This window comes from Paenibacillus sp. FSL R5-0527 (assembly GCF_038008055.1).
Taxonomy (GTDB): Bacteria; Bacillota; Bacilli; order Paenibacillales; family Paenibacillaceae; genus Fontibacillus; species Fontibacillus macerans.
Genome location: NZ_JBBOYI010000001.1, coordinates 2,680,664 through 2,707,369, shown reverse-complemented (window position 1 = coordinate 2,707,369; position 26,706 = coordinate 2,680,664). Strand labels below are relative to the sequence as shown.

Here is a 26,706-nt window from a genome sequence, read left to right as displayed (position 1 = left end):
AACCCATTTCATGACTGTCATCCTATGGATTTTGGCGATTGTTTTATCCTCTACCGTTATCCTCGTTAGTGTCTCTAAGAAAGCTCGGAGCATGCGTAAAGCGGCAAAGTTTTCCTTCCACGACGCCCCGCCGCCCCCGCCTATTGTCGAACGCGGCAGCCTTGCATACCGTTTGGCCGAGAGGCTGCGGCAATCGATCCCTGACGCCTACAGGCAGGCCGTTAAACAACGGGTCATGGAAGCCCACCCCGGCATGACGGAACGCGAATACGAATGGCGTTGGCTGGAACTGCAGCGATTTTTCGTAATGTGCGCCATTTTGGACCGCGTCCCTATGTTCAGCAGAGCCGTCGATGAGGTGTGGCACGAGATGCTGATGTATACCCGGGAGTACCAGACCTTTTCGGAAAAATATATCAGGCGCATGCTGCATCATGCGCCGAACCCGGCAAAGGCCGTCCCGATGCCGGAAGAACGCGCCTGGTTCGATTGGCTTTACCTTGAATTGTTCGGCTGGAACCGTTACAGTGAACTGCTTTGGGGCGCGTTTCTGCGCCACCCGCTGCCAAAACGGGAGCTCGAAGCATTCCGTAGCCCCCCGTCCGCCGAAACCGGGGACGGCAGGTTTAATGCTTGGGCCTGCGAGCATGTTCCGGAGGCCCGAAGCGCCATTAGTAACGTGAAGGATAAACTGCGGTCGAGAATCGGCGCGGCGGGACAACCGGGCAGTGAGGGGCTGCGCCAACGCGCCGATTTTACCCAGCCCGAAATGCTGCTATATTCGTTCATTTTCTTCTCCTGGAGCGATCCGAAGCATTACAATGAGTTTTTGCGGCCTCCCGCCATGGGGGTTAACCGCGCCGGCTCCTCCTGCAGCGGGGCCGCCTGCGCTTCCGGCCGCGACGAGCGGGGCGATGCCGGCGTAGACCATTCCGGCTGCGACGGAGGCGGCTCGGGAGCAGGCTCGGACGGCGGCTCCTCCTGCAGCGGCGGATCTTCCTGCAGCAGCTGCGGGGGCGGATGCAGCAGCTAAAAAAACGTCGGTCGAGGTACATTCGGGGACTTGAACGTGCTAAAGCCTTTCCGTGGAAGGAACTATATGCCACTCCCGCTATGTTGCGATATAAGGAAGAAGGGGAAACCCACGAAATGCAAAAGTGCAGGCGATTTTCGTCGGAATCCCTCGAAATGGGCTGCCCAAATGCAAAAGCGCAGTTCATTTCCGGCCAAAAGCAACTTTTCAATCTGATAGCCTCAAATGAGATGTACTTTTGCATTTCAATCGCTCTAAAATGGTGATTTACGGAAAATAGAATGCACTTTTGCAGTTGATCCCAGCGGGCTGTCCTTCTTTCCATGAAAAACGAAAAAACGGAGCATCTTCCGCTCCGTTTTTTCGTTTATTTTTATTACTTTTTGATCCAGTGCATCAATCCGCGCAGCTCGCCGCCGACCACTTCGATCGGATGGCTGGCTTCGTTGCGGCGGGTAGCCGTCAGGAAAGCACGGTTCGATTGGTTTTCCAAAATGAAGTCGCGGGCGAATTTGCCTTGTTGAATATCGGCAAGCACTTCTTTCATCGCTTTTTTCGTTTCTTCCGTCACGATGCGCGGGCCTGTTACATAATCGCCGTATTCCGCCGTGTTGGAGATGGAATCGCGCATCGTAGCCAGACCGCCTTCATAGATCAGGTCGACGATCAGCTTCATTTCGTGCAAGCATTCGAAGTACGCCATTTCCGGAGCATAGCCCGCTTCCACCAGCGTTTCGAAGCCGGCTTTGATCAGCGCGGATACGCCGCCGCAAAGCACAGCTTGTTCGCCGAACAAGTCGGTTTCCGTCTCTTCGCGGAACGAAGTTTCAATGACCCCTGCACGCGTACAGCCGATGCCCTTCGCATAAGCCAAACCGATTTCTTTAGCTTTGCCCGTAGCATCCTGATGGATCGCGATCAGGCCGGGAACGCCGAAGCCTTCCACATAAGTACGGCGAACCATGTGGCCCGGAGACTTCGGAGCAACGAGCAGCACGTCGTTGTCTTTGGAAGGCACGATTTGGCCGAAATGTACGTTAAAGCCGTGAGCGAACATCAGGGCCGCGCCTTTTTTCAGGTTTGGCGCAATTTCGCTGTTGTAAACCGCAGCCTGCGTTTCGTCCGGCATCAGGATTTGCACCACATCGGCGCGTTTCGTCGCTTCGGCGACGGACAATACTTCAAACCCGTCCTCTTTGGCTTTATCGAACGATTTGCCTTCGCGAAGACCAACGATAACGTTCACTCCGCTTTCGCGCAGGTTTTGCGCATGGGCATGGCCTTGGCTGCCGTAACCGATAATTGCGATCGTTTTTCCTTTCAAAACGCCGAGATCTGCATCTTGTTCATAGTACAAAGTAACTGCCATTTTAATTTGCCCTCCTAAAATTTGCGGGATAGCCGTTTGGCTTCCCTTGATATTTAACCCTCCGCCTGATGAGCGGGCGTTTCAACGGACCGACGCCATAACGAGGTAAAGCGCTGCTGTCCATCCGCTCAAACCCCCGCTCTCCGGCGGAAGCCGAAGCCGTAAACGGCTTAGTTAAACCTGATTGTTTACTTGGACTTAAGCCTTTCGTTTTAAGCGTTGCCGCGGATCATCGCGGTCACGCCGGTGCGGCTCAGCTCCCGGATGCCGTAAGGCCGGAGCAGTTCGATCATCGCGTCGATTTTTTCGGTATCGCCCACTACCTGCACCATCAAGCTGGACGAACCGATATCGACGACCGCCGCACGGAACGTCTCGACGACGCCCATGATTTCGGGACGTTCGGCCGGCTCGGCTTTGACCTTGATCAAAGCCAGCTCCCGGGAAACCATCGGTCTGGAGCTCAAATTGACAACTTTGATGACATCGATTAATTTATAAAGCTGTTTTTCGATTTGCTCCAGCGTCTTGTCGTCCCCTTCGGTCACAATAACCATCCGGGACAAGCCTTCCTCTTCGGACTGGCCTACCGTGATGCTCTCGATATTGAAGCCGCGCCGGCCGAACAGGCCGGACACGCGCTGAAGAACACCCGGTTGATCGTTTACCAATACGGAAATGGCGTGCTTCATCATTCTTGTTCACCGTCCCCCATCAGCATCTGATCGATGGTAGAACCTTGCGGAACCATCGGATACACGTTCTCCTCTTTGCGGACCATGAATTCCACCAACACCGGTCCCGGCGTATCGAGCGCTTCCTGCCATACCCGTTTGGCCTCTTCCTTGCTTGCGGCCCGCAAACCTTTGACGCCGTACGCTTCGGCGAGCTTCACGAAATCCGGGCTGCCCTCGAGGTTGATATGGCTATAACGGTTGTCGTAAATCAGCTCCTGCCATTGGCGAACCATCCCGAGCACCTGGTTGTTGATGACGACGATCTTCACCGGAATGTTGTTGATGGCGCAAATGGCCAGCTCCTGGGAGCACATTTGCATGCCGCCGTCGCCGTTGATCGAGATGACCAGCCGGTCCGGGAACGCCATCTGCGCGCCGATCGCCGAAGGAAACCCGAAGCCCATCGTTCCGAGGCCGCCCGAAGTGATCCAGGACCGCGGCTGATTGAATTTGTAAAATTGCGCCGCCCACATTTGATGCTGTCCGACGTCCGTGGTGACGATCGCTTCGCCGCCGGTGGTTTCGTTCAGCATTTCGATGACCCACTGCGGCTTCAGCTCGGTGTCCGAGTCTTTGTACTTCAGCGGTTTATCGATCTTGGACTGCCGGATTTGCTCTCTCCAGGCATCCGCCTTGTCCGCCCGGGATACGAGCGGGTTCAACATTTCCAACACCGTCTTCACATCGCCGACGATCGGAATGTCGGCATGCACGTTTTTGCCGATTTCGGCCGGATCGATATCGATGTGCACGATTTTCGCGCGAGGCGCAAAACCGTCCAGCTTGCCCGTCACCCGGTCATCGAACCGGGCCCCGATATTGATCAGCAAGTCCGCCTGCTGGATCGATTGGTTCGCCGTGTAGGTGCCGTGCATTCCCGGCATGCCCATCCACAGCTCATGCCCGCTCGGGAAAGCGCCCAAGCCGAGCAGCGTCGTCGTAATCGGAATTTGCGTCTTGTTCACGAATTCGAACAGCTGCTCATGGCCGCCGGAGTAGACGACCCCGCCGCCGGCGATGATCACCGGACGCTCCGCTTCCCCGATCGCCGCCGCCAGTTTGTCGAGCTGCAGCCGGTTCGGTACAACCGTCGGATTGTAGCCGCGCAGATTGACCGTTTGCACCGGTTCGAACAGCGTCTTGGCCGCCGACACGTCCTTCGGAATATCGATCAGCACCGGCCCTTTACGTCCCGTGTTGGCTAAATGGAACGCCTCGTGAATAATCCGCGGCAGATCCTCCACGTTTCTTACGAGATAGCTATGTTTCGTAATCGGCATCGTAATGCCGGTAATGTCCGCTTCCTGGAAAGCGTCGGTGCCGATCAGGCTGGTCGCGACGTTGCCGGTAATGACAACCAGCGGTACGGAATCCATAAATGCGGTGGCGATGCCTGTTACCAGGTTGGTCGCCCCCGGACCGGAGGTGGCGATGCACACGCCGACTTTGCCGGTGGCCCGGGCGTAACCGTCCGCCGCATGAATGGCGCCCTGCTCATGTCTGGTCAGCAGGTGATGGAAGTCGGTAAAACCGTACATCGCGTCGTAAATATACAGCACCGCGCCGCCCGGATAACCGAAGACGCACTCGACACCTTCCAAAAGCAAACTGCGAAGCAGTATTTCCGAGCCCGTAATGACTTCCGGTTTCATCCATTTCTCACGTAATTGTTCTGTAGACCGCACTTCTGGAGTTTGCGCGCTCATCAGTCATCCTCCTTTTCAAGGGTTGTTCAAAAAGCCGACTTTTTGAACTCTTATTGAATTGCATTGCAAATAAAAAAACCTTCCGTCCGCCGGAAGCAGTCTCCTGTTCCGAGGGACGAAAGGTTTGCATCCTTTCGTGGTACCACCCATTTTCACCCGGCACCTCACGGTGCCAAGCCTTATCGAGTACGGTGCTTGTTACCCTTACCCGAAGTCCCTAACGCGGACCTGACGATTTTCCCTAATAGGCCTTGTTCGCAAGCGGCACCGCGGAATGGCTTGCAGCTTTTCAGGAAAACAGCTCCGAGGTGAGCTCGCATTTAAGGGATTTTGGTGGTGGTCTCAGCAAATCCATCCACTCTCTGAGCAAAGAGCCCTTAAACCTTCGTCCTCATCATCGCCGATTCAGTATGTTCATAAAATGTTTAGGAACATTATATGATTACTTTACACATAGAGTCAATACCCAATCGCATGAAAACTTTTGACCGGAACACCTCTCCCCCTGCTCTCATAAGATAAATGGCGGCGCCCAAACAGGATGCGCGGCAAGGAGGAGAATCATCGCATGATCCGCTACAGAAGACCAAAGCAGGACGATCCCGTCATTTTCGATCTCGTTCAAAAGCAGCTCGTCCCCCATTCGAGTTTGCCTTCCCACGAAATCGAAACGATCCTGAAGGAACTGCCGAAGCGGCTTTCGCGCGGCGTTACGCTGGTAGCCTCGCCTTATTATGAAGCCGATCCGGTGGCGTTTATTCATTTTCTCGTGTACGGCGATTTGCTGTATATCGATATGATGGCGGTTGCTCCCGCTTATCAGCGCAAGCGTTACGGCCAGGCGCTGATGCTGCACGCGGAGCATTTTGCCGCTTCGCGCGAATGCATACGCGCAAAAGTGATGGTGGACCGGGACAACACCCGAGCCCACCTGTTTTACCGCAAAATGGGGTACAGTAGGAAGCGTTTCATTGAGGCGACAAAGTGCTACGAAATGGAAAAAATACTTAATTTCTACATTTAGGCCGGTTTACCAAATGAATGGGCCACCAAACCCAAAGGGGCCGAAGCCGCCAAACCCAAAGGGACCAAAGCCACCGAAAGCAAAGGGCGATGTGCCGATAGCCAGCAGATCAAACAAAACGAGCGGAGCAATCGCTTTGGTATGCACTTTTTTACCGGATTTCTGGCGGACGTACAGGCGGTTGCCGCTGATTTTCACCAGTTTGCCCGTTACAATACTACCGTCCTTTTTATAAGCTACAATGTCTTTGCCCAGCAATTTTTCGGCGTCTCTCTTCGTCACCGTTCTGCCCATCTTAACTCCTCCTGTTAGGTTATTTCATAGCCGTCAAAACCGTTCGAGTGAACCGTTTTATTCGGCTATTGTGTGTTCAAACCTAACATATTCGCCTGTAATCATCGGTGCCTGCACCATCGCCTTGCTCCCTAAAAAAACAGGCCGGTGTCTACGGATTTAGGCAAAAAAAAGATGCTTGCGCGTTAACGCAGCATCCCTTTTATATAGCTTTCCGTCATGCTTCTCACGGTTGTTTACCGTTTACCCGGATCGTAAGGCGTTCCCAGCGCGGACGGAGCCGAAGAGCGGCCAACCGCACCGACAAGCACGATGATCGTCAGAACATACGGGATCATGAAAATGAACTCCTGCGGTATGTTTCTTGACCATTCAAACAGCTGCACATAGTTGCGGATCGCCTGGGAAAAGCCGAAAAACATCGCCGCTCCGAACGCGCCCAGCGGGTTCCATTTGCCGAAAATCATCGCCGCGATCGCAATGTACCCTTGCCCGGAAATCGTATTGTGGGCAAACGTGCTTGTTGTCGTCAGCGTAATCGTAGCCCCGCCGATGCCCGCCAAGGCGCCGCTGAGCAGCACGCCGATGTATCGCATACGGGTTACGTTGACGCCCAGCGTATCGGCCGCGCTCGGATGTTCGCCCACGGCGCGAAGACGCAGACCAAACGGCGTCTTGAACAGCACGAAATAAACGACCGCGACGAGGATCAACGCCAGATACGTCGTCGGATAGGAGTTGAAGACGCCCGGACCGATGATCGGGATATCCCGGAGCACCGGAACGGCGTATTTCTGGAATACGTCGACCAGCGGCGTTTCCGCCGCCCCTTCAAACAGCAGCTTGACGATGTAAACGGTCAGGCCCGCCGCCAAAAAGTTGATGACGATCCCGCTGATCGTCTGATCCGCCTTGAACGTGATGGTGGCAACCGCGTGAATAAGCGCCCCCAAAGCCCCGACAACGACAGCCGCCAGCACCCCGATCCACGGGGCCAGTCCTCCCATTCCGGCCTCCTGGGCATAATAGGTGCCCACGCCCGCCGCAAACGCGCCGAAGATCATCAGGCCTTCCAAACCGATATTCACCACGCCGGAACGTTCCGAAAAAATGCCGCCCAGCGCCGTGAAAATCAACGCGGTCGAAAATACAAGGGTTGAATTGAGCAGTTGACCAAGCAGCGTTAGTACGTCCATATCACAACACCTTCTCTTTCTTTCGCTTCAGGAAGAAAGGCTTCAGTACCAAGCGTACGATGCCCTGAGCGGCAATGAAGAATATGATCGAACCGAGCACGATCTTGATCAGCTCCGGCGGAACTTTGGCGGCAAAGCTCATCCCGGCGGAGCCGTAAGTCAGCACGCCGTAAAGAATGGCCCCCAGCACCACGCCGAAAGGATGGTTCATCCCAAGCAGCGCTACGGCGATACCGTCGAAGCCGTACCCCGGCGATGCGGCGTATACCGACTGATAGTGAAAAACGCCCAACACTTCAAACGTGCCAGCCAGGCCGGCAAACACGCCGCTGATGAACATCGCCTTCACCACATTCCGGCCAACGTTCATCCCCGCGTATTCGGCCGCGTTCGGGTTCAGGCCGACCGAACGCATTTCGTACCCTTGTTTCGTTTTCCACAGGTATACAAAGAAAAATACCGCCGCCAAAAGGGCGATCACCGTTCCCCAATGAATCCGGGCGTTGTTGAACATCCCGAACAGGAACGTCATCGAGGCCGAAGCTTCGATATCCTCGGAACGGTTTTGGCCTTTCAGCAAAAAGAAGTTCCGGATCACGTAATTGGATAAGTACAAGGCCGTCCAGTTGAGCATGATCGTCGTAATAACCTCGTTAATGCCCCGCTTGGCCTTAAGATACCCGGCGATGGCGGCCCATAGACCTCCGGCGATCCCGCCGGCGATGACCGCGAGCGGCACAAGGATGGCGGACGGCAAACCCGACAAGGACAACGAGACAGCCGTGGCGGTCGTCATGCCGATGAGCACCTGCCCGTCCGCACCGATGTTGAACATCCCCGAACGGAACGCAAAGGCAACGGCCAGACCGGTGAAAATAAGCGGCGTAATTTGCCGGATCGTTTCGCCGAAATCGTACGGATTGCCGACGACCCGCTTAATTAACGCGCCGTAAGCCACCAGCGGATTATAGCCGCCGATCAGCATGACCACCGCCCCGACCAGCAGGCCGAGCAAAATCGCCACCAGCGGGACGATCAGGCTGTCCATCGTAAATATTTTGCGCAGTTTATCCAATCGACTGACCTCCCCGTTCCAGGCTTCCCGCCATCATCAGGCCGAGTTCCTGATCGTTTGTTTCCTGCGGAAGCACTTCGCCGACGATTTTCCCCTCGTATATGACGGCAATCCTGTCGGATACGTTCATGATTTCATCCAGCTCGAAGGAAATAAGCAGCACCGCTTTCCCCTCATCGCGCTGCTCCACCAGCTGTTTGTGCACGAATTCGATCGCGCCGACATCAAGCCCGCGCGTCGGCTGGGCCGCGATCAGCAGGTCCGGATTTTTGTCTATTTCCCGAGCAATAATTGCCTTTTGCTGATTGCCGCCGGACAAGGAGCGGGCTTTGGTCTCAATGCTTGGCGTACGCACGTCGAATTGCTCGACCAAAATCTTGGCATGCTCGTCGATTGCACGCTGGTTAAGCATCACGCCTTTGCTGTAAGGCGCTTTATAATACGTTTCCAGCACCATATTTTCGCTGATGGAAAAGTCGAGAACGAGGCCGTGCTTATGCCGGTCTTCCGGAATATGCGACACGCCGCTTTCAATGATCTTGCGGGTCGGCAGGTTCGCGAGTTCCTTCCCCAGCAGCCTGATCGATCCGGATTCGATCTTGCGCAATCCCGTAATCGCTTCGATCAGTTCCGTTTGACCGTTGCCGTCAACCCCGGCGATTCCGACGATTTCCCCTGCCCGCACTTCGAGATTCAAGCCGTCCAGCACCGGAATACCGTGTTTGTCCTTTGCCCTGATTTCACTTAGCTGCAATACAGGCTGCCCAATTTTCGGCTCATTTTTATCGATTTTGAACGATACCCCGCGGCCCACCATCTTTTCGGCCAGTTCGCTCGGATTCGTTTTGTTCGTCTCGACGGTATCGATCACTTTGCCGCGCCGGATAATCGTTACCCGGTCGGAAATTTGCATAATTTCCTTCAGCTTATGGGTAATCAGAATGATCGATTTTCCTTCGGCGACGAGCCGGCGCATGATCGCCATCAGCTCTTCGATTTCCTGCGGCGTAAGCACCGCCGTGGGCTCGTCAAATATAAGAATATCCGCGCCCCGGTACAAAATTTTCATGATTTCCACCCGCTGCTGCATCCCGACGGAAATATCGTGGATTTTCGAGTTCGGGTTGACATGAAGACCATATTGTTCCGACAATTTCGCCACTTGGGCGGACGCCGATTTATAATCGATGTTAACGCCTTTTTTCGGCTCCAAGCCGAGAATGATGTTCTCGGTCACCGTAAAAGGCTGGACAAGCTTAAAATGCTGGTGAACCATGCCTATTCCCAATTTGATCGCTTTATTGGGACTGTCGATCGTTACCGGTTGGCCGTTCATCTCGATCGTACCCTCATCAGGTTGATAGAGCCCGAACAAAATGTTCATTAGCGTCGATTTGCCCGCACCATTCTCGCCGAGAAGCGCGTGAATTTCCCCTTTTTTCAGGGTCAGGCTGATGGAATCGTTGGCCACTATGCCGGGAAAACGCTTTGTGATTTGCTTCAACTCGACTACGGGAGCCTCGGCATTCATGAAATCACCCTCACCATTTTGGGATTTACGCAAGCAACAAGGCCAGTTCATCCACTGGCCTTGCCTGCTTGATTGCTATGTTTACTGCTGCTTGACCGCATCCGGCTGAAACCCGGCCGATCTTTTAAGCCGCTTGGTTATTCGGATGGAACCGTGATTTCGCCGCTTACGATTTTTTGTTTGTACTCTTCCACTTTGTCGAGAATTTCCTTGCTCAGGTTCGGATTTTCTTCCGGCAAACCAACGCCGTCTTCCTTCAGCGTCAGGTTGGTAACCTGTCCGCCTTTAAACGTGCCGTCGATAACTTGCTGAGAAACGTTCTTCACCGCAACGTCGACGCGTTTAATCATCGAGGTTAAAGTAACTTCATGCCCAAACTCAATCGATTGGTCTTTGTCGACGCCGATAACCCACAATTTGTTTGCCCCGCCGGCGTTGTTGCGCGCGGTCGCTTCGTTGAACACGCCGTTGCCGGTTTGGCCGGCAGCCGGGAAAATAATGTCCGCGCCGTAATCAAACAATTGGCCGGCAAGAGATTTGCCGATATCCGGTTTGTCATACGCGCCGGCATAAGTAATTTTGACTTCCGCATCCGGATTAACCGCCTTAACGCCTGCTTGGAAACCAACCTCAAAGCGTTTGATAACCGGGCTATCGGCACCGCCGATAAAACCGATTTTGTTTGTTTTCGTCGTCAAGCCGGCTACGACACCGACCAGATAAGCCCCTTCATTTTCCGCAAATGTTACGGATTCCACGTTTGGAGCGTCAACCACGTTGTCGATAATGGCCATTTTGGCGTTCGGATTCGCGTCAGCCACTTGTTTCGTAGCGTCGCCGAGGTCAAAGCCGATCGACCAGGTCAGATCAAAGCCGTTTTGCACGAATTGGTTCAAGTTTGGAACGTAGTCCGAGCTGCTTGCGCTTTGCAAATACTGGTTTTGAATGCCTTTTTCTTTGTTCAAAGCTTGCAGCGCTTCCCATGCCGATTGGTTAAACGATTTGTCGTTAACGCCGCCGACGTCCGTGACAAGACCGATTTTCACATTGGAAGCGGAAGCCGTATCCCCGCCGTTGCCCGCTTTGGCATTTCCGGTTTTAGCCGCGTTGCCCCCGTTGGCAGCGCCATTGTTCGCCGCTTTCTGACCGCAGCCGGCCAAAACCAACACGAAGGCGAGCATCATGACTAGAGAAAGTTTGAAGGCTTTGTTCATTGAAAAATAATCCCCCTTATAATTTATGACCTTATCCAAGGTTTCGATATAGTCAGATTATAACTGCAAAATAAGCTAAAATCCATACTTTTAACGACCTTGGGTCAAATAATTTTCGTGTTTATTCCAGGTAAAGCGCTTGCTTTTGACAAGTTTCCCACGCAATGTTCGTTTGATGTGAACTTAAGCTGGGAAGAACTGTCTATTTCCGAACTTTTCCCAGCAACCCGAAGCACAATATAAGCTTTTTTCTCTCGGCCCGCTTCGCCCCGCTGTATCTATATACTTCCTCATTTTCTAATTTCCATGCCTGTCTTGCTTATGCATCTTCTAAAAAAGGCGCCGCCCCGGTGTTCTAATACCGGAAACAGCGCCTTGTCAACCTAATTAAGCGTTGATTTTTTCTTTGGCTACGGCGGCCAAAGAATTAAATGCGTTCAGGTCGTTGACGGCGAGATCCGCCAGCATTTTGCGGTTGATGTTCACTTCGGCCAATTTCAAGCCATGCATCAATTTGCTGTAGGACAAACCGTTCATGCGAGCTGCCGCATTGATCCGAACGATCCAAAGCTTGCGGAAGTCGCGTTTTTTCGTGCGACGGTCGCGGTATGCGTACAGCAGGGATTTCATAACCTGCTCGTTCGCGGTTTTGAAAATGCGGTGCTTCGAACCGAAATAACCTTTAGCCAGTTTCAATACTTTTTTATGACGACGACGAACGACGAATCCGCCTTTTACTCTTGCCATATTAAAAACCTCCCAAAAAGTTGTGTTAAGTATGAGCGTTCAAAAAGTCAGGTTTTCAGCAGGCATCATGATCAGAAAACCTCGATCGATGCATCTGCACGGAAGCCAGACCGCCTTAAGCGGTGGTTATTCTTGCGATATAAGGAAGCTGGTGCCGAGAGGCTTTACTTTCTTATATCCTCAAAAGATGACTTTTTGAACTACCTCTTTGATTACTTCAAGTTTGCCAGTTGTTGTTTCATACGGCTAACGTCACCTGCGTAAGCAACAGGGCTGTTGGCCAAAACACGTTTTCTGCGATTGGACTTATGGGACAGCAAGTGATTGCGGTTCGCTTTGTAACGTCTAACTTTACCGGATCCGGTAATTTTGAAGCGGCCTTTCAGGCTGCTGTGAGTTTTCATTTTAGGCATTATACTTCCCCCTCAAAGTTTGTGAGGCGATTGTTCCCAATCCAAGGCATTCCGCAGGCGAAACGCACATATATAGAAAACAAACGCTTAGTTTTTCGGTGCCAGAATCATGATCATGCTGCGTCCTTCCAGCTTCGGAAGGCGCTCAATGGTTGAGATTTCCGCAACCTCATCTTTGACGCGGTCGAGAATTTTTTTCCCGATGTCGGCATGGGCAATTTCGCGTCCGCGGAAGCGGACCGAACATTTCACCTTGTCGCCATCCTTCAAAAATTTGATCACATTGCGAAGCTTCGTTTGGAAATCGTGCTCCTCGATGTTGCTCCGGAACCAGACTTCTTTGATGTCCACAATTTTCTGATTTTTGCGGGCTTCCTTCTCTTTCTTCTGTTGCTCGTAACGGAACTTGCCATAGTCCATAATCCGGCAAACCGGCGGCTTGGCAGTCGGCGCAACGTTCACCAGATCCAGATTCAGGTCGATCGCCATCTGCAGCGCTTCGCGCAGCGGCTTGATGCCAATTTGTTCTCCAGCAGCGCCAACCAGACGGACCTCTTTCGCACGAATCTCATCATTGATCAAATGTTCCTTACTGATAATTCTCCACCTCCAAAAGGTCTTAAGCTCTTTGACCGAAACTTGGGCACATAAAAAGGATGCAGGTCTTACGCCCGCATCCCAAATTGATCGTCAATTCTTCATGAACATATCATTCACAAATCATTGGATCAAAACCAGCCAACGTTAAAGTCGGTCAGGTGAGAAGCCGGGGCCTCTGCTTGCAATCCAAAAACTTCTTGCAACCTCAAATACTATAGCATGCGGACAAACGCCAAGTCAAGCGGTTTGGATAAAAAATGCTTGCTTCATTTCCGGCAGCCAAAAATAACGACCATTTATGTCGCTATTTTGGTGACTTTGCTCCGCTCACCCGAAATAGAGGAAATATATGTCCCTATCTCGCAAGACAGCTCGTAAAAAGGAGCGATTCACCGCCTTCACCCAAAAATAAGGGAATAAAATTCCCCTACTCGATTCACAATTCCCCAGTCAGATAAAATAAGATCATTTTTTACCGCTATTCATCCGGCGCCCCCCGGCTACCGTTTCAATAAAAGTTTAAAAACCGGCTTTTCAGTACCGAGAAGGTTGGATGAAGCCGGGACCGAGTAGCGCAGCGTAGGTGAGCCTACGTGAGCACACGCAGGGCCCGGCTGAATCCAAGATTCGACGCCGAACAGCCCCCTGAAATTACTTCGTGATCAAAAGACGGCCTTTTGAGTTTCCTTAAATCAGCCTTGTTTGCTTTGCACTTCTTCGAGGCGCACTACACGCGTATGCTGCGTATGGCTCCATTGCTTGTTGTTTTGCGTAAAGAACGCGTAGAACGTGATCGGCCACCAGGAGATCAGATAGATCGGGAATAGGATCAGGTATGCGTACACCTTCTTGGACTTCACCTTCTCCAGGATCATGGCCGCCAGGAAAATAAACACGTTCGCGGCGATCGCCAAATAGGAAACCCACATCGGCAAGTATTGATAAAGCGTATCGAAATGCGGCCCTTGCAGCAGCGACTGGTCCACCCAGATCAATGCCGTCAGCAGGAACGTCAGCAACACGATGTATACGTTGACCCCATAAAGCGCCATATCCAGCTTGACCAAATTGCGTTCCTTGATGCTCTTCCAGAGCAGCGGGAAGAAGTAACGGCGGGCGACCGTAAAGTGCCCCTGCATCCACCGCAACCGCTGGCGCGCCGAAGCTTTGAACGTCAGCGGCTTCTCGTCGAACAGCTTGGCGTCGTAGTTAAACACCGGATACACGCCCCGCTCCACGCAGCGCATCGTAAATTCCAGGTCTTCGACCAAGCTTGTCGCGCCCCAGCCCATCTCTTTGAGCAGGTTCGTTTCAAAGCACATCCCCGTGCCGCCCAGGAAGTTCGCCATGTTCAAATTATGCCGGGACAACTGCCAAAGCCGGTTGCAGTACCAGTACGAGATCCCGTAAGAAGCCGTAATCCAGGAATCCTCCGGGTTCTTCGTGTCGATGTACCCTTGGATCACTCGGGCCCCGGAGCACAGATCGTTGTTCATTTCCCGCAGGAAATCCGGATGCGCCAGGTTGTCGGCGTCAAACATCACGATCGCGTCGTACTGGCGCGGCATTTTCCACAGCTGCTTCAGCATCCATTCGATCGCGTAGCCCTTGCCGCGCAAATTCGGATTGCTGCGGACGCAGGCGTTCATGCCGTGGCTGCGGACGATGTCCGCCGTACCGTCCGTGCAGTTATCGCAAATGACAAATACGTCGAACAATTCTTTCGGATAGTTCAGGAGCTTGAGATTTTCCATCAAAGCCCCGACCACTTTTTCTTCGTTGTGCGCCGCGACAAGCACGGCAAAAGATTTGGTTGGCTCGAATTGCCTTTTCGTTTTTTTCTTGTACATGCCGAATAAAGCTAAACCGAACTGATACACCCCAATCACCGCAAGCACCACCTGCAGCGAGACCAAGATGATGTCCAACATGATTTCTTGCCCCCTTTTTAATGCTCCGTTTTCTATCTCTCATGTCCGGAGCGTTTGGTAATAATTGACCCTTTTTTTTGTCACTGTCCCTTTTTTTGTCTTTCGAATGGCATTTTTTTCTAATCAAATTAACGTAACGCATTCGATTTTCCACGAATTTGCCGCTTTTGTCAAAGCCACTATAACCCCGCCGTAGCGCAAATATATCCGAAGTCGGTCTATTTTCGCGTACGGGACCGCCGCATCCTGCGTGCAGGTGCGGTTTGTTCTTATTTTCATCACTTTTGGCACTTTTTATTTCAGGTTCCAACTTTTTTTCATTCTCCACGTCAAAAAAAGGAACGTTCCATATTTAACAGACGTGACAAAGCGGCAAAAAGTTTACAGATTCCTGCACTTTTTTTTAAACTTTTTTGCTATTATTTGAATCATTGTAAAGGGACGCCGGGCAAAAAGTCAAAACCCGCCGATGAACCCCGAACAAAAAAAACAGTTCTTGAAAAGGCCATGGATTAAAAATATGATAAGTCTAACCTGAAAATGCCATCCTACTTTTTAACCAAAACGTAAAAACGGGCAGTTTTAGGCCGTAGAACGCGGCCAAACCAAACGCGGAGGGATTACATGAATCAGTTCATTCAAAAATTAAAAAACCTGGACCGCCGGATTTTCGTGGGGATCAACGGCCGCTGGCACCGCGAATTTCTCAATTCCTGGCTTTATCGATTAACTTTTTTGGGCGGAGCTACGTTTACGATCGCCTTTTCCTTGCTCATCTGGCTTGCCGCACCCCAGCCCTGGAGCAGGGTAGGCCTGCAATCATGCGTTGCTCTTGCGCTCAGCCATCTTCCCGTCGCGCTCGTCAAAAAAACATATCCGCGCGTTAGGCCGTATTTGACGCTGCCGGGCACGAACACCTTCAGGAATCCGCTGAAGGACCATTCTTTTCCTTCCGGGCATACGACGGCGATTTTTTCGGTAACGGTACCGTTCGTGGCCGCCGCCCCCGGGCTCGGATTTGTGCTTTTGCCCGTGGCGCTGGTGGTCGCCGTTTCGCGGATTTACCTGGGCCTGCATTATCCTTCGGACTGCCTTGCCGGCGCGGTGATCGGTTCTTGCGTGGCCCTCGGCACGGTTGCATTCTGGGCGTAAAGGGGATATTGTAGTTCAGTAGGAAAACCTTGCAGGAAAAGGTGAAACCAAAGTGCATAAACAAAGAGTCTTGCTTTTATCCGAAGGGTTTGGAGCGGGACATACCCAGGCGGCCTATGCGCTCTCCAGCAGTTTACGGAAGCTGGCGCCAAACGTGCAAACGAAAGTCCTGGAGCTCGGCAGTTTTTTGAACCCGAGAGTGGCTCCGCTGTTCATCACCGCGTACAAAAAAACAGTGTCCACCCAGCCCAGGCTCATCCGCATGATGTACCGCAGCAATTACAAAAAATCCATGAACCGATTGACGACGCTTGCTCTACATCGGATTTTTTATACCCGCACCATCCAGATCATACGCCAGCTGCATCCCGACGTGATCGTCTGCACCCACCCGATTCCCAGCGCGGTCATCTCGCGGATGAAGCGGCTGGGCATGCTTGACGTGCCGCTTTGCACCGTAATTACCGATTACGATGTGCACGGGGCGTGGGTAAGCCGGGAAGTGAACTGCTACCTCGTCTCCACCGACCAGGTGCAGCGCAAACTGATGGACCGCGGCGTGGACAAGAGTAAAATCCTGATCACGGGCATTCCCGTGCATCCGAATTTCTGGGAGCGCCACCGCAAAGAAGACATCCGCCAACAGTTCGGCTTGAAGGACATGCCGACCGTTCTGGTGATGGGCGGAGGCTGGGGGTTTATGAAGGATGAGGCGGTGAACTCGCTGCTGGCCTCATACCGGGAAAATATCCAAATCATTTTCTGCTTCGGCAGCAACGAAAAGTCGCTGGAAAAGATGAAAAAGGATCCTCGCTTCATCCATCCGAATATTCGGCTGCTCGGATTCACGAAGGAAATCGACAAGCTGATGGAAATATCCGACCTGCTGATTACGAAGCCCGGGGGAATGACCTGCTCCGAGGGACTGGCCAAAGGCATCCCGATGCTGTTCCACAAGCCGCTTCCCGGCCAGGAGGAAGAAAATTCCCACTATTTCGCGCAGCAAGGATGGGGAACTCCGATCGATTCCCTGGACGATATCACGAATTGGATCAAACGCCTGACCGACGATTACGAAGATGTCGTCCGCGCCAGGGAAGACGCGCTGAGCCATATCGCCCGCTTCCGTCCGATGCAGAGCGCCCAGGCCATCATCGATCTTCTTGGAAACACGAATTTCATTCGAAAATAAAACAAGGCGGCGCAAGGGTATCCCTTTGCGCCGCCTTGTTTTTTCAAGCCCGATCTAAAACCGCTCCAGCTTATGTTCATGATACCGCTGCAGCGCCGCTTCCCCCACGATCACCTCGCAGCGGTAAATCGGCAGGCCTTGACCGACGAACTTGCTCTCGTATTCCGTCATGACATGCTCCTCGTTAACGCCTCCCTCATGCAGGCTGAGTGAAATATCGCTCATCTGCAGCCCGCATGCGGCAAACGAATTCAACGAAAACTCGAACAGAATCCGGGAATCCGTCTTAAAGTGAATTTCCCCCCGCTCGTTCAGCAGGGCGCGATATTTGTCCAAAAATCTGGGGTGCGTCAACCTTCTGCGCCAATGCTTCTTCTTCGGCCAAGGATCGCTGAAATTCAAATAAATCCGCTCCACTTCCCCCGGAGCAAAAAACTCCTCCAGCGATTCGACGTTACCGAGCGCCAGCCTGACGTTTTCCGGCCGCTCCGCGCCCTGTTCCCGCCAAATCGCCCGCGCCTTCTCGCCCGCCCGGCGAATCAGCTCATCGTACATATCCATGCCGATAAAATTGACCTCCGGGTATTTTACGCTCATCCCGCTGATAAACTGTCCTTTTCCCATGCCAAGCTCGATGTGAATCGGCCGTCCGTTGCCGAACGCCTCCGCCCAGCGTCCTTTATATTCCCGGGGATCCAGCACAACCAGGTCGCGCTGCTGCTCCAAATCCTCCCGAATGCCTTTTCTGCCGCGTAAACGCATGTTATTCCTCGCTTTTCTGGTTATTCGTACTTGCAATATTTTGCCGAAGATCGTCATAAAAGTAAAGAGCGGAAAATGAAAAAGGAACCGAAACGAACGCCGGGGAGACGAACGAGTGATTCCTTTTTCGATATATTTTGGAATTGGGGTTCCAACAAATTTAATACATTCAAAATAGCATAATCCGTATTTCACTGCAAGGAAGCTACCAGGCTGTATTCCCCTTTTTTCGAAAAATTTGATACAATGAATCAGGTAGAATCGCCGAAACGACGGGCTTTTCCCAGTGAATAAATATACAAAAAATTTTTTTGACAAAATAAAGGAGCTTGTGATGAGTACACTAATGGCGGACACTCCTGCTTTGTGGGGAGACAAGCGATTTCATACCTGGAATATCGAGATGCGCCGCGAATTCGGGGAAAAAGTGTTCAAGGTGATGCTGGATGCCGGCTTTACCTGCCCCAACCGCGACGGTTCCATCGCCAAAGGCGGCTGCACCTTTTGCAGCGCCCGGGGCTCGGGAGATTTTGCCGGCAGCCGCCGGGACGACCTGGTGACCCAATTCAACCGGATCCGCGACCGGCAGCACCAGAAATGGCCGCAGGCCAAATACATCGGTTACTTCCAGGCCTATACGAACACGTATGCCCCGGTTGAGGTGCTCCGCGAGTATTACGAGGCGATCCTCGAACAGCCCGGCGTCGTCGGCTTGTCCATCGCCACCCGGCCGGACTGTCTCCCGGATGACGTCGTCGATTATTTGGCCGAGCTGAACGAGCGGACTTATTTATGGGTCGAGATGGGGCTGCAGAGCATCCATGAATCGACTTCCGAACTGATCAACCGGGCGCATGATACAAAGTGTTATCTTGACGCCGTCGAGAAGCTGCGCAAACGGAATATTCGCGTCTGCACGCATATCATTTACGGCCTTCCCCAGGAAACCCATGAAATGATGCTCGAAACGGGGCGGGCCGTCGCTGCCATGGATGTTCAGGGTATCAAAATCCACCTGCTTCACCTGATGCGCAAAACGCCGATGGTGAAGCAGTATGAAGCCGGACTGCTGCGGTTCCTGGAAATGGACGAATACATCAAGCTGATCGTCGATACGCTGGAGTTTCTGCCGCCGGAGATGATCGTCCACCGCCTAACGGGAGACGCGCCGCGCGACCTGCTGATCGGGCCGATGTGGAGCCTGAAAAAATGGGAAGTGCTGAACGCCATCGACGCCGAGCTGAAACGGCGCGATTCCTGGCAGGGCAAATACTGGAGGGGGCAAGGGGCATGGGTTTCCTCTCGGTGTTAAGCATGGCCCATAAGCTGGCGGGCGAACGGCTGCAGCCGGGCGATGCCGCGGTCGACGCCACCGCCGGCACGGGGGCGGACACGCTGTTTTTGGCCAAAGCCTGCGGACCGAAGGGGCGGGTGTTCGCCTTCGATATTCAACCGCAAGCCTTAAACCTGACCCGGGAGCGGCTTGACAAAGGGGCGCCCTCCTCCCTGGCCGGCGTCACCCTGATCGAACGCAGCCATGCCGAGATGGAGGCTGCTTTGCCCGCCGAGGTCCATGGCCGTTTGGGCGCCGTGATGTTCAATCTCGGCTACCTGCCGGCCGCAGGAGCGGACCCGGCGCTGATCACGCTCCCGGACAGCACGATCCCGGCGCTTGAGGCCGCCGTTCGCCTGCTGCGGCCGCGCGGGATTCTCACCGCCGTCCTCTACCCGGGGCACCCCGGCGGAGAGACCGAAGCCGCGGCCGTGGAAGCCTGGGCCGCGTCACTGTCCGCCGCAGATGGACAAGCGATTGTATACCGGCAGCTGCAAAGGCCAGCCGCGCCTTATCTGGTCGCCGTAGAGAAAAGATAAGCGATGAACGATGAACAGCGAACGATAAACAGGAACAGCGAACAGCGAACAATAAACGATAAAAAATGAACAATAAACAATGAACGGCGAACAGCGAACGATAAACGATAAAAATGAACAATGAACAGCGAACAATAGGCAAACGATAAAAGAAAGGCTGGGGTTTATTCATGGGTATTCGCAAAATCGAGCATGTCGGAATCCGCGTGTCCGCGCTGGAGGATTCGATCGAATTTTACGAGCGGGTTATCGGGCTGAAGCTGCTTCACACGATCGGGGAGGTCGGCGACCCGTTGCGGCTCGCTTTTCTATCTTTTCCGGGACAGGAGTCAGTAGAGGTAGAACTGGTTAGTTTGCAGGGCGGGGAAGATCTGCCGGGAGAAGGGCGCGTTCACCACATCGCCTTCACCGCCAGCGAGATCGAGGAAGAATACGCCCGTATCGCCGCTTTGGGCCTGTCGGGGCTTGACGGGGAAATCCGCTCGCTCCCGGGTGGCGGCCGCTTTTTCTTCTTTAACGGACCGGACGGCGAGCGGATTGAGTTTTTTCAGCCAGCGGTGACGGTGTGACGGCATTGCGGTGTGATGGAGTTGCAGTGTGATGGACTGACGGAGTGACCGTCTTCGGGTCGAACGCGGCTTTCCACTTTCGCAGCATAAAATTGGCAATCAAGCCTTGATCTAATGGGGAAATCCGTGATCTACCGGTGGAGCCGACGCTAAATCAGAGCGGAAAGCTTTTCCCGGTTTTGGCAACGGCTTCGCGAGGGCAGCTTCAGTAATAGTTGCAAAGCGATCGCCCCACTAGGCCGGATTTGGTTAAGGCCTGCAGCCGAGTTGATTTTTTCACGAAACCGATGTAATCAACTGCGAAAGCCGAAAGTACATCTCATTTAGGGCTATATGATAAAAAAGTAGACTTTGGCCCGCAATGAACTGCATTTTTACATTTGAACCATCGGATTGACCTGCTTTTAGGCTGATTTTCGTTCTGTGAAGTTGAAATGCGTTTTTCCTTAACAAATCTGAGAAAGCGAGTGCTGCGCATGGAAGAGCGAACGTTTACGTTCGAAAACGGCGCCGGCCATGACGTGTTCGTCTATCGCTGGAGCGCGGAAGGAGCCGCTCCCCCGCCGCGGGGTGTGCTGCAAATCGCTCACGGCATGGCGGAAACCGCGAAAAGATACGAGCGCCTCGCCCGGGTGTTGACCGCCCGCGGCTTTGTCGTTTACGCCAACGACCATCGCGGCCACGGCCGCACCGCCAGAGGCCCGGAGGAATTGGGCTGGCCCGGCGAAAACGGCTTTAACGGTATGGTGCAGGATCTCATCAACCTTGGCGCAATCATCCGCGGCGAGTACCCGGAGCTGCCGCTGTTTTTGCTCGGCCACAGCATGGGTTCTTTTTTAACGCAAAAAATAATGTATGCTGCACACGAGCCTTACCGCGGGTTCGTCCTTACGGGTACGAACGGGCCGCGCTCGCTGCTCGGCTTCGGCAAAAACCTGGCCCGCCTGCAGGCAAGGTTTCAAGGAGATGATCATCCCAGTTTCCTGATGAACGCGCTCACCTTCGGCGGCTTCAACCGGAAGTTTCTGCCCGCCAGAACTCCGTTTGACTGGTTGTCCCGTGACGAGCTTGAGGTCGACAAATACATAAACGACCCTTACTGTGGTTTTCTGTGCAGCGCCGGTTTTTTTCAGGATTTTTTCGATCTGCTGCAGGAAATCCATCAGCCGGAGCACATGCAGTATATCCCGAAACATAAGCCGGTCTATATTTTCGCCGGCGACCAGGACCCGGTCGGCTTGCACGGTGAAGGCATTCGGCGGCTGAACGCTTTGTATTCCTGGCTGGGGCTGCAGGAAGTCGAGGTGAAGCTGTACCCCGGCGGGCGCCACGAAATGCTGAACGAAATCAACCGTGACGAAGTGATGAACGATCTTGCCGATTGGCTGGAGCGCCATTTGCCTATCAGCGCAGAGGCTGAGGGCAGCTCCTCATAGCATAGCAATCAAGCCGCTGAATAAGTCAGCGGCTTGATTTTGGTGTTTTTCGCAGGCTGGTCAGCAGTTGGCTTCCCGTCGAACGTTCTACGATACTCAGTGGGTCGTCCGCCAGATACTCGGTGGAATTCCCGGAGGAATACCTGCCGGATGCCTGCCGATATTCGATGGGATGCACAATAGCGGTACTTTTTGTCCTTATTTTCGCCATTCGGCCACCTTTCGTAGGAATAACGACATTTTTTTCCTCTATTTCCACGGCGGGCTCCCGTTTCTCCCCCATTTAAGCCGGTCAGCGGAAAATAAGGCCCTCTTATGTCGCTAATTGCCTCATCCCTCGATTGGGAAGGAAATAACGGCCTTTTTTTCCTCTAATTCGAGCCAGTGATCACCAGCGTTGCATAAACTCTTGCACTAGACAAGTTGTAGCCCTGATACTTTCCAGATTTCCCGCAATTGCTCAGGTTTTCGAATCGAAACTATCGTCCGCCAGAAATCTAACGGTTGTAACTACGGCTATTTTACGAAAAAAGGCCTTTTGTAAATTCTAACGGTTGTGATCGCCACTATTTGCCTTAATCTAAGCAGAATTAGCCGAGTTTAAGTGAAATAAGCGCTATGGCAACCGTTAGAATTTGAAATCAACGTTTTTGGGACAAATAGCGATTGTGGCAACCGTTAGAATAGTTTGTGGTTAATGCAACGCTAGCGGCCGGTAATAGAAGGTGCCAAAGATAGCGGAATTGCCAGCGGCACATGAAAAAATACCGGGCGCTCGTCCTCGCTCTGCTGGTACAGCACGATCAGCAGGGTCGCCTCCGAAGTGGCGGAAAGCTGATCGGCAACTGCTCCTGCTCCGGTTGTGGCTATGGTTGTGGCTGTGATTGTATCTGTATCTGTGATTGCGTCTGCATCCGTGGCTGTTACTGTATCTGTGATTGCGTCTGCATCTGTGGCTGTTACTGTATCTGTGACTGTGACTGTGGTTGTAACAACGGTTGTGTCTGCGATTGAATCTTTATCTGTGGCAATGGTTTTGTCTGTAGCAGAGTCTGTATCTGCAACTGTAGCTGTATCTACGGCTATGGCTGTGACAGCGGCCCCGCTTTGCGCCGCAGGCTCTGCCGGGGCTTCCTTCCCGGCGAGCACGTCGCCCAGCCGGAACGGCAGCACCTCCAGGCAGGCGTATTTCTGCAGCTCGCGCTCGTCCAGACCGTAGGCCGCGAAGTCTGCGGACAACGCCGCCGGATGCTCCGCCAGCGCCTTGAAATAGCCGCTGCGGCGGTCCTTGTCCAGCCGGTCCTCCCACCAGATTTTGCGCGGCTTGTATTTATGCCCGAGCAAATAATCGAGCTTCATCAGGCCAAGGGCCACCTCCGGCCGCTTCAGGCCGCGATGGGCGAGAAATTCGTGCAAACGGGCGAACAAGTCCTCAAGCTGATGGCCGATCCGCTGCCAGCCCCGCTCTTCCCAGTAATCGCCGAACTCCTGGAAGAAATCGAACGGCGAGTCGAACTCGCGGCTCACCAGATATTCCAGCGTGTGGTCCATCCGATGCGCGTTCCAATATTTCTCCAGCACATCCTCGAGCCGTTTCAGGCGCACGACGTCCGAAAACGGCAGCACATCGTTGCCCAAAATCTCATAAGGAGCATGGTCCATATACACGTAATTGTATTTGGCCGCGTCATTCCGCAGCCCGGTTCCGCGCAGCATTTTCAGGAAGCCGAGCTGCAGCTCCTCGGGACGCAAAGCAAACACGTCGTTAAACGTCTTGCGGAACGTCGCGTAATCCTCCTCCGGCAGCCCGGCGATCAGATCGAGATGCTGGTCGATTTTGCCGCTGTCCTTGATTTTGGTCACCGTGCGGGTCAGCTTCGCGAAGTTCTGCCGCCGCTTGACGAGCTCGTTGGTCGGATCGTTCGTCGACTGCACGCCGATTTCGAAGCGGAAGATCCCCGGCGGCGCGTTTTCCGCCAGAAAATCCAGCACCTCGGGCCGCATGATGTCCGCCGTGATTTCGAATTGAAACACGCAGCCTTGATGGTTGTCGATCAGAAACTGGAACATTTCCATCGCATAGCTGCGGTTGATGTTAAACGTGCGGTCCAAAAACTTGATCGTTTTCGCCCCGTGCTCGATCAGGTACAGGATGTCGGATTTCACGCGTTCGATATCGTAATAGCGCACCCCCACCTCGATGCTGGACAGGCAAAACTGGCAGCTGAACGGGCAGCCCCGGCTCGTCTCAAAATAAATGATCCGCTTACCGAGGTTCGGAATGTCTTCGGGAAAACGGTGCGGCGAAGGCAGCGTGTTCAGGTCGGATTTTGGCCGCGGCGGGTTGATCACAACCTCCTCGCCTTTACGGTAAGCCGCGCCGAACACGAAGTGGAACTTCCGGTCGCCGGACAGCTCCTGCAGCAAATGATGGAACGTCTCCTCGCCGTCGCCCATCACGATGAAATCGACATCGCGAACGCGCTCCATCCAATGCTGCGTATCGTAAGACACCTCAGGGCCGCCCAGCACAATCGCCGTTTCCGGCAGCACCTTTTTCAGCAACCGGATCACTTTGATCGTCTCTTCGATGTTCCAGATGTAACAAGAGAAGCCGACCACGTCGGGCCGGCGCTGAAACAGGTCGGAAACGATGTTCATCACGGGATCCTTGATCGTATATTCGGCCAAATCGATATCGAACTCGTTCCCGCTGTAAGCTTTAAGCAGCCGAATGGCCAGCGAAGTGTGGATAAATTTTGCGTTTAAAGTCGCCAGTATGACCTTCATGTTTCACAACCCTATTCCATATTTTGAAAAAAATCCAAAAACGGTTTCCCATACTTCCGGTATTTGACTTCCCCCACGCCTTTAATCCTCAGCATATCCGCTTCGCTCGTCGGGCAGACGACGCTCATTTCGCGCAGTGTCGCATCGTTGAAAATGATATAAGAAGGAACATGCTCCTTCTCGGCCAGATCGCGCCGGATGAGGCGCAGCTGCTCGAAAATCGTCTCATTCACCGCGGACGGGCCGTCGTCATAGCCTCTGCGGCGCGATCCGCCGCCGGATCCGCTCTGTTTGCCGGCGGCCGGCTCCGGCGCGCGCAGCATCACTTGATGGCGGCTTTTCAGCACCTCCACGGCCAGCGGCTGCAGGCGTACGACCGGGTACTGCCCTTCGGACAGGGCCAAATAACCCTCGGCGATAAACACGTTGATCAGCTCGGAAATTTCCTTCTCCGTGCGCGTGCGCATCATTCCGTAGGTCGGCAGCGAGTCGAAGCCGTACTGCAGCACCTTTTTGTTCTGCGAGCCCTTAAGAACGGAGGAGACCAGCGACACGCCAAACCGCTCCCGCATCCGGTGGATGCAGGAGAAGACGATCTGCGCGTCGCGGGTCATGTCGACCAGCTCGCGTTCGTCCCGGCAGGAGCTGCAGATGCCGCACGGCGTGTGGTCATGCTCCTCGCCGAAGTAATCGAGCATCGCCCAGCGCAGGCACTTGGTCTGATAGCAGTATTCCACCATCTGCTGCAGCTTGCGGTATTCGTTGCGCTTGCGGTTTTCGTCCTGCGGATTTTGCTCGATCAGAAATTTTTGCGTCATGATGTCCTGCGGGCTGAACAGCAAAATGCATTCGCTCGGCTCGCCGTCGCGGCCGGCCCGGCCGGCTTCCTGGACATACGCTTCCATATTTTTCGGCATATTGAAGTGGATGACGTACCGCACGTTCGACTTGTCGATTCCCATGCCAAACGCATTGGTGGCAACCATCACGCGGATATCGTCATACAGGAACGCCTCCTGGTTTTCCTCCCGCTCCTTGTCGGACAAGCCGGCGTGGTAGCGGCCCGCCGGAATGCCGGAGCGGCGCAGCCGGTCGTACAGATCGTCGACCTCCTTGCGGGTCGCCGCATACACGATGCCGGGCTGGTGCGCGTGCGTGTTCGCATAGTTCATCACGAACTCGCGTTTATTTTCACCGCGCAGCACCGACATCGCCAGATTGTCCCGGCCGAGGCCGGTGACGAAGACGGCTGGCTCCGCGAGCCGCAGCAGCGACACCATGTCGTCCATGACCTCCGGCGTCGCCGTCGCGGTGAAGGCCGCGATGATCGGGCGCTGCGGCAGCCCCTGCACAAACGGCGACACCGCCAGGTAACTCGTCCGGAAGTCGTGCCCCCACTGCGAAACGCAGTGCGCTTCGTCCACGGCGACGCAGGAGATGGTTAGCCCGCTCATCTCTTCGCGGAACCAGTCCAGCTCCAGCCGCTCCGGGGCCACGTACAGCAGCTTCAGCTCGCCGCGCCGGGCGGCGCGGATGCGCTCGTTCACCTCTTTGCCGGTGAGCGTGCTGTTGATGTAAGCGGCGGAGATCCCCATCGCGGTCAGCGCGTCCACCTGATCCTTCATCAAAGAAATGAGCGGCGACACGACCAGCGTAAGCCCCGGCAGCAAAAGCGCCGGAACCTGGTAGCAGATCGATTTGCCGCCGCCGGTGGGCATAATGCCAAGCGTATCCGCGCCCGACAGCACGCTTTCCACGATTTTTCGCTGACCTTCGCGGAAATCGGGGTAGCCGTAATATTTTTGCAGCAATTGCCGCGCTTGTTCCATGTTTGCTGTTTGTGAAATCATTTGCTCCTCACTCTTCTCCCTAAATCCATATACTTAAAGTTTACCGGGCTTGGCCGCACCTTGGCAACCATGATCCGTCGATCCGCGAATCCATCGCTCCGCGATTCGCCGATCCACGATCCATTAAGCGCGCCGCCTCACGCCCTTTCGCGCCTAAATAAACCGCCTCTACATAAACATTTCCAAAATAACCAACACTCTAATTAGTTAGCG

At 53.8% G+C, this 26,706-nt stretch carries 24 protein-coding genes; 8 read left to right on the top strand and 16 right to left on the bottom strand.

What is annotated here, in order from left to right; translation table 11 throughout:
- The first annotated feature begins 91 nt into the window (after positions 1-91).
- Positions 92-1,033: a hypothetical protein gene (locus NYE69_RS11865; protein WP_340926348.1), complete on the top strand. Its 942-nt coding sequence runs from the start codon at positions 92-94 to the stop codon at positions 1,031-1,033.
- A 376-nt stretch (positions 1,034-1,409) separates the two neighbouring features.
- Here the strand turns inward: NYE69_RS11865 and ilvC are convergent, their stop codons facing one another.
- From ilvC to ilvB, 3 genes are all read right to left on the bottom strand, one after another.
- Positions 1,410-2,402 carry a ketol-acid reductoisomerase gene (gene ilvC / locus NYE69_RS11860; protein WP_036624922.1) on the bottom strand — a complete coding sequence of 331 codons (993 nt, stop codon included), beginning with the start codon at positions 2,400-2,402 and terminating at the stop codon, positions 1,410-1,412.
- 212 nt (positions 2,403-2,614) lie between these two features.
- Positions 2,615-3,097: an acetolactate synthase small subunit gene (gene ilvN, locus NYE69_RS11855; RefSeq protein WP_328272476.1), complete on the bottom strand. Its 483-nt coding sequence runs from the start codon at positions 3,095-3,097 to the stop codon at positions 2,615-2,617.
- Positions 3,094-4,845: a biosynthetic-type acetolactate synthase large subunit gene (gene ilvB / locus NYE69_RS11850; protein ID WP_328272478.1), complete on the bottom strand. Its 1,752-nt coding sequence runs from the start codon at positions 4,843-4,845 to the stop codon at positions 3,094-3,096. Before ilvB ends, ilvN begins: the two co-directional genes overlap by 4 nt.
- 568 nt (positions 4,846-5,413) lie before the next feature.
- Here ilvB and NYE69_RS11845 point away from each other — a divergent pair.
- A complete protein-coding gene (locus NYE69_RS11845) occupies positions 5,414-5,869 on the top strand; it encodes a GNAT family N-acetyltransferase (RefSeq protein ID WP_328272480.1) in 456 nt (151 codons plus the stop codon).
- A 6-nt stretch (positions 5,870-5,875) separates the two neighbouring features.
- Here NYE69_RS11845 and NYE69_RS11840 read toward each other — a convergent pair whose 3' ends face one another.
- From NYE69_RS11840 to NYE69_RS11800, 9 genes are all read right to left on the bottom strand, one after another.
- Positions 5,876-6,163, bottom strand: a complete 288-nt coding sequence (locus NYE69_RS11840; protein ID WP_036624927.1) for a hypothetical protein — start codon at positions 6,161-6,163, stop codon at positions 5,876-5,878.
- 236 nt (positions 6,164-6,399) lie between these two features.
- The gene (locus NYE69_RS11835; RefSeq protein WP_328272481.1) at positions 6,400-7,359 is read right to left on the bottom strand and encodes an ABC transporter permease; all 960 of its coding nucleotides are present in this window, start codon (positions 7,357-7,359) and stop codon (positions 6,400-6,402) included.
- 1 nt (position 7,360) lies between these two features.
- Positions 7,361-8,434 carry an ABC transporter permease gene (locus tag NYE69_RS11830; RefSeq protein ID WP_036624930.1) on the bottom strand — a complete coding sequence of 358 codons (1,074 nt, stop codon included), beginning with the start codon at positions 8,432-8,434 and terminating at the stop codon, positions 7,361-7,363.
- The gene (locus NYE69_RS11825; protein WP_328272483.1) at positions 8,427-9,965 is read right to left on the bottom strand and encodes an ABC transporter ATP-binding protein; all 1,539 of its coding nucleotides are present in this window, start codon (positions 9,963-9,965) and stop codon (positions 8,427-8,429) included. Before NYE69_RS11825 ends, NYE69_RS11830 begins: the two co-directional genes overlap by 8 nt.
- Before the next feature lie 137 nt (positions 9,966-10,102).
- Complete coding sequence (locus NYE69_RS11820; protein WP_213510466.1) at positions 10,103-11,179, bottom strand: BMP family lipoprotein; 1,077 nt, start codon at positions 11,177-11,179, stop codon at positions 10,103-10,105.
- A 387-nt stretch (positions 11,180-11,566) separates the two neighbouring features.
- Positions 11,567-11,926: a 50S ribosomal protein L20 gene (gene rplT, locus NYE69_RS11815; protein ID WP_036624933.1), complete on the bottom strand. Its 360-nt coding sequence runs from the start codon at positions 11,924-11,926 to the stop codon at positions 11,567-11,569.
- 212 nt (positions 11,927-12,138) lie between these two features.
- Positions 12,139-12,339 (bottom strand): 50S ribosomal protein L35, encoded by a 201-nt coding sequence (gene rpmI, locus NYE69_RS11810; RefSeq protein ID WP_036624934.1) that lies wholly within the window; start codon positions 12,337-12,339, stop codon positions 12,139-12,141.
- An 87-nt stretch (positions 12,340-12,426) separates the two neighbouring features.
- A complete protein-coding gene (infC, locus tag NYE69_RS11805; protein WP_213510467.1) occupies positions 12,427-12,921 on the bottom strand; it encodes a translation initiation factor IF-3 in 495 nt (164 codons plus the stop codon).
- 710 nt (positions 12,922-13,631) lie between these two features.
- Positions 13,632-14,870: a glycosyltransferase family 2 protein gene (locus NYE69_RS11800; protein WP_124331709.1), complete on the bottom strand. Its 1,239-nt coding sequence runs from the start codon at positions 14,868-14,870 to the stop codon at positions 13,632-13,634.
- A gap of 624 nt (positions 14,871-15,494) precedes the next feature.
- Here NYE69_RS11800 and NYE69_RS11795 point away from each other — a divergent pair.
- Positions 15,495-16,022, top strand: a complete 528-nt coding sequence (locus NYE69_RS11795; protein ID WP_340926343.1) for a phosphatase PAP2 family protein — start codon at positions 15,495-15,497, stop codon at positions 16,020-16,022.
- Between the two features lie 52 nt (positions 16,023-16,074).
- A complete protein-coding gene (locus NYE69_RS11790; protein ID WP_328272485.1) occupies positions 16,075-17,214 on the top strand; it encodes an MGDG synthase family glycosyltransferase in 1,140 nt (379 codons plus the stop codon).
- Between the two features lie 54 nt (positions 17,215-17,268).
- On the opposite strand, the gene trmB is transcribed toward NYE69_RS11790, so the two are convergent.
- Entirely contained in the window at positions 17,269-17,976 is a 708-nt protein-coding gene (trmB, locus tag NYE69_RS11785; RefSeq protein ID WP_340926342.1) for a tRNA (guanosine(46)-N7)-methyltransferase TrmB, read from the bottom strand.
- A gap of 334 nt (positions 17,977-18,310) precedes the next feature.
- Here trmB and NYE69_RS11780 point away from each other — a divergent pair, with 334 nt between their 5' ends.
- From NYE69_RS11780 to NYE69_RS11765, 4 genes are all read left to right on the top strand, one after another.
- The gene (locus NYE69_RS11780) at positions 18,311-19,288 is read left to right on the top strand and encodes a TIGR01212 family radical SAM protein (protein WP_328272487.1); all 978 of its coding nucleotides are present in this window, start codon (positions 18,311-18,313) and stop codon (positions 19,286-19,288) included.
- Complete coding sequence (locus NYE69_RS11775) at positions 19,267-19,848, top strand: tRNA (mnm(5)s(2)U34)-methyltransferase (protein WP_340926341.1); 582 nt, start codon at positions 19,267-19,269, stop codon at positions 19,846-19,848. Before NYE69_RS11780 ends, NYE69_RS11775 begins: the two co-directional genes overlap by 22 nt.
- A 170-nt stretch (positions 19,849-20,018) precedes the next feature.
- Positions 20,019-20,417 (top strand): VOC family protein, encoded by a 399-nt coding sequence (locus NYE69_RS11770; RefSeq protein WP_328273706.1) that lies wholly within the window; start codon positions 20,019-20,021, stop codon positions 20,415-20,417.
- Between the two features lie 476 nt (positions 20,418-20,893).
- Positions 20,894-21,853 carry an alpha/beta hydrolase gene (locus tag NYE69_RS11765; RefSeq protein ID WP_340926340.1) on the top strand — a complete coding sequence of 320 codons (960 nt, stop codon included), beginning with the start codon at positions 20,894-20,896 and terminating at the stop codon, positions 21,851-21,853.
- A 25-nt stretch (positions 21,854-21,878) separates the two neighbouring features.
- On the opposite strand, the gene NYE69_RS11760 is transcribed toward NYE69_RS11765, so the two are convergent.
- The 3 genes from NYE69_RS11760 to recQ all read right to left on the bottom strand — a co-directional run bounded on the left by NYE69_RS11760 (position 21,879) and on the right by recQ (position 26,493).
- A complete protein-coding gene (locus NYE69_RS11760) occupies positions 21,879-22,112 on the bottom strand; it encodes a hypothetical protein (protein ID WP_340926339.1) in 234 nt (77 codons plus the stop codon).
- 446 nt (positions 22,113-22,558) lie between these two features.
- Complete coding sequence (locus NYE69_RS11755; protein ID WP_340926338.1) at positions 22,559-24,643, bottom strand: B12-binding domain-containing radical SAM protein; 2,085 nt, start codon at positions 24,641-24,643, stop codon at positions 22,559-22,561.
- Positions 24,644-24,654: 11 nt separating this feature from the next.
- Positions 24,655-26,493, bottom strand: coding sequence for a DNA helicase RecQ (gene recQ, locus NYE69_RS11750; RefSeq protein WP_340926337.1), 1,839 nt, complete (start codon positions 26,491-26,493; stop codon positions 24,655-24,657).
- Positions 26,494-26,706 lie beyond the last annotated feature (213 nt).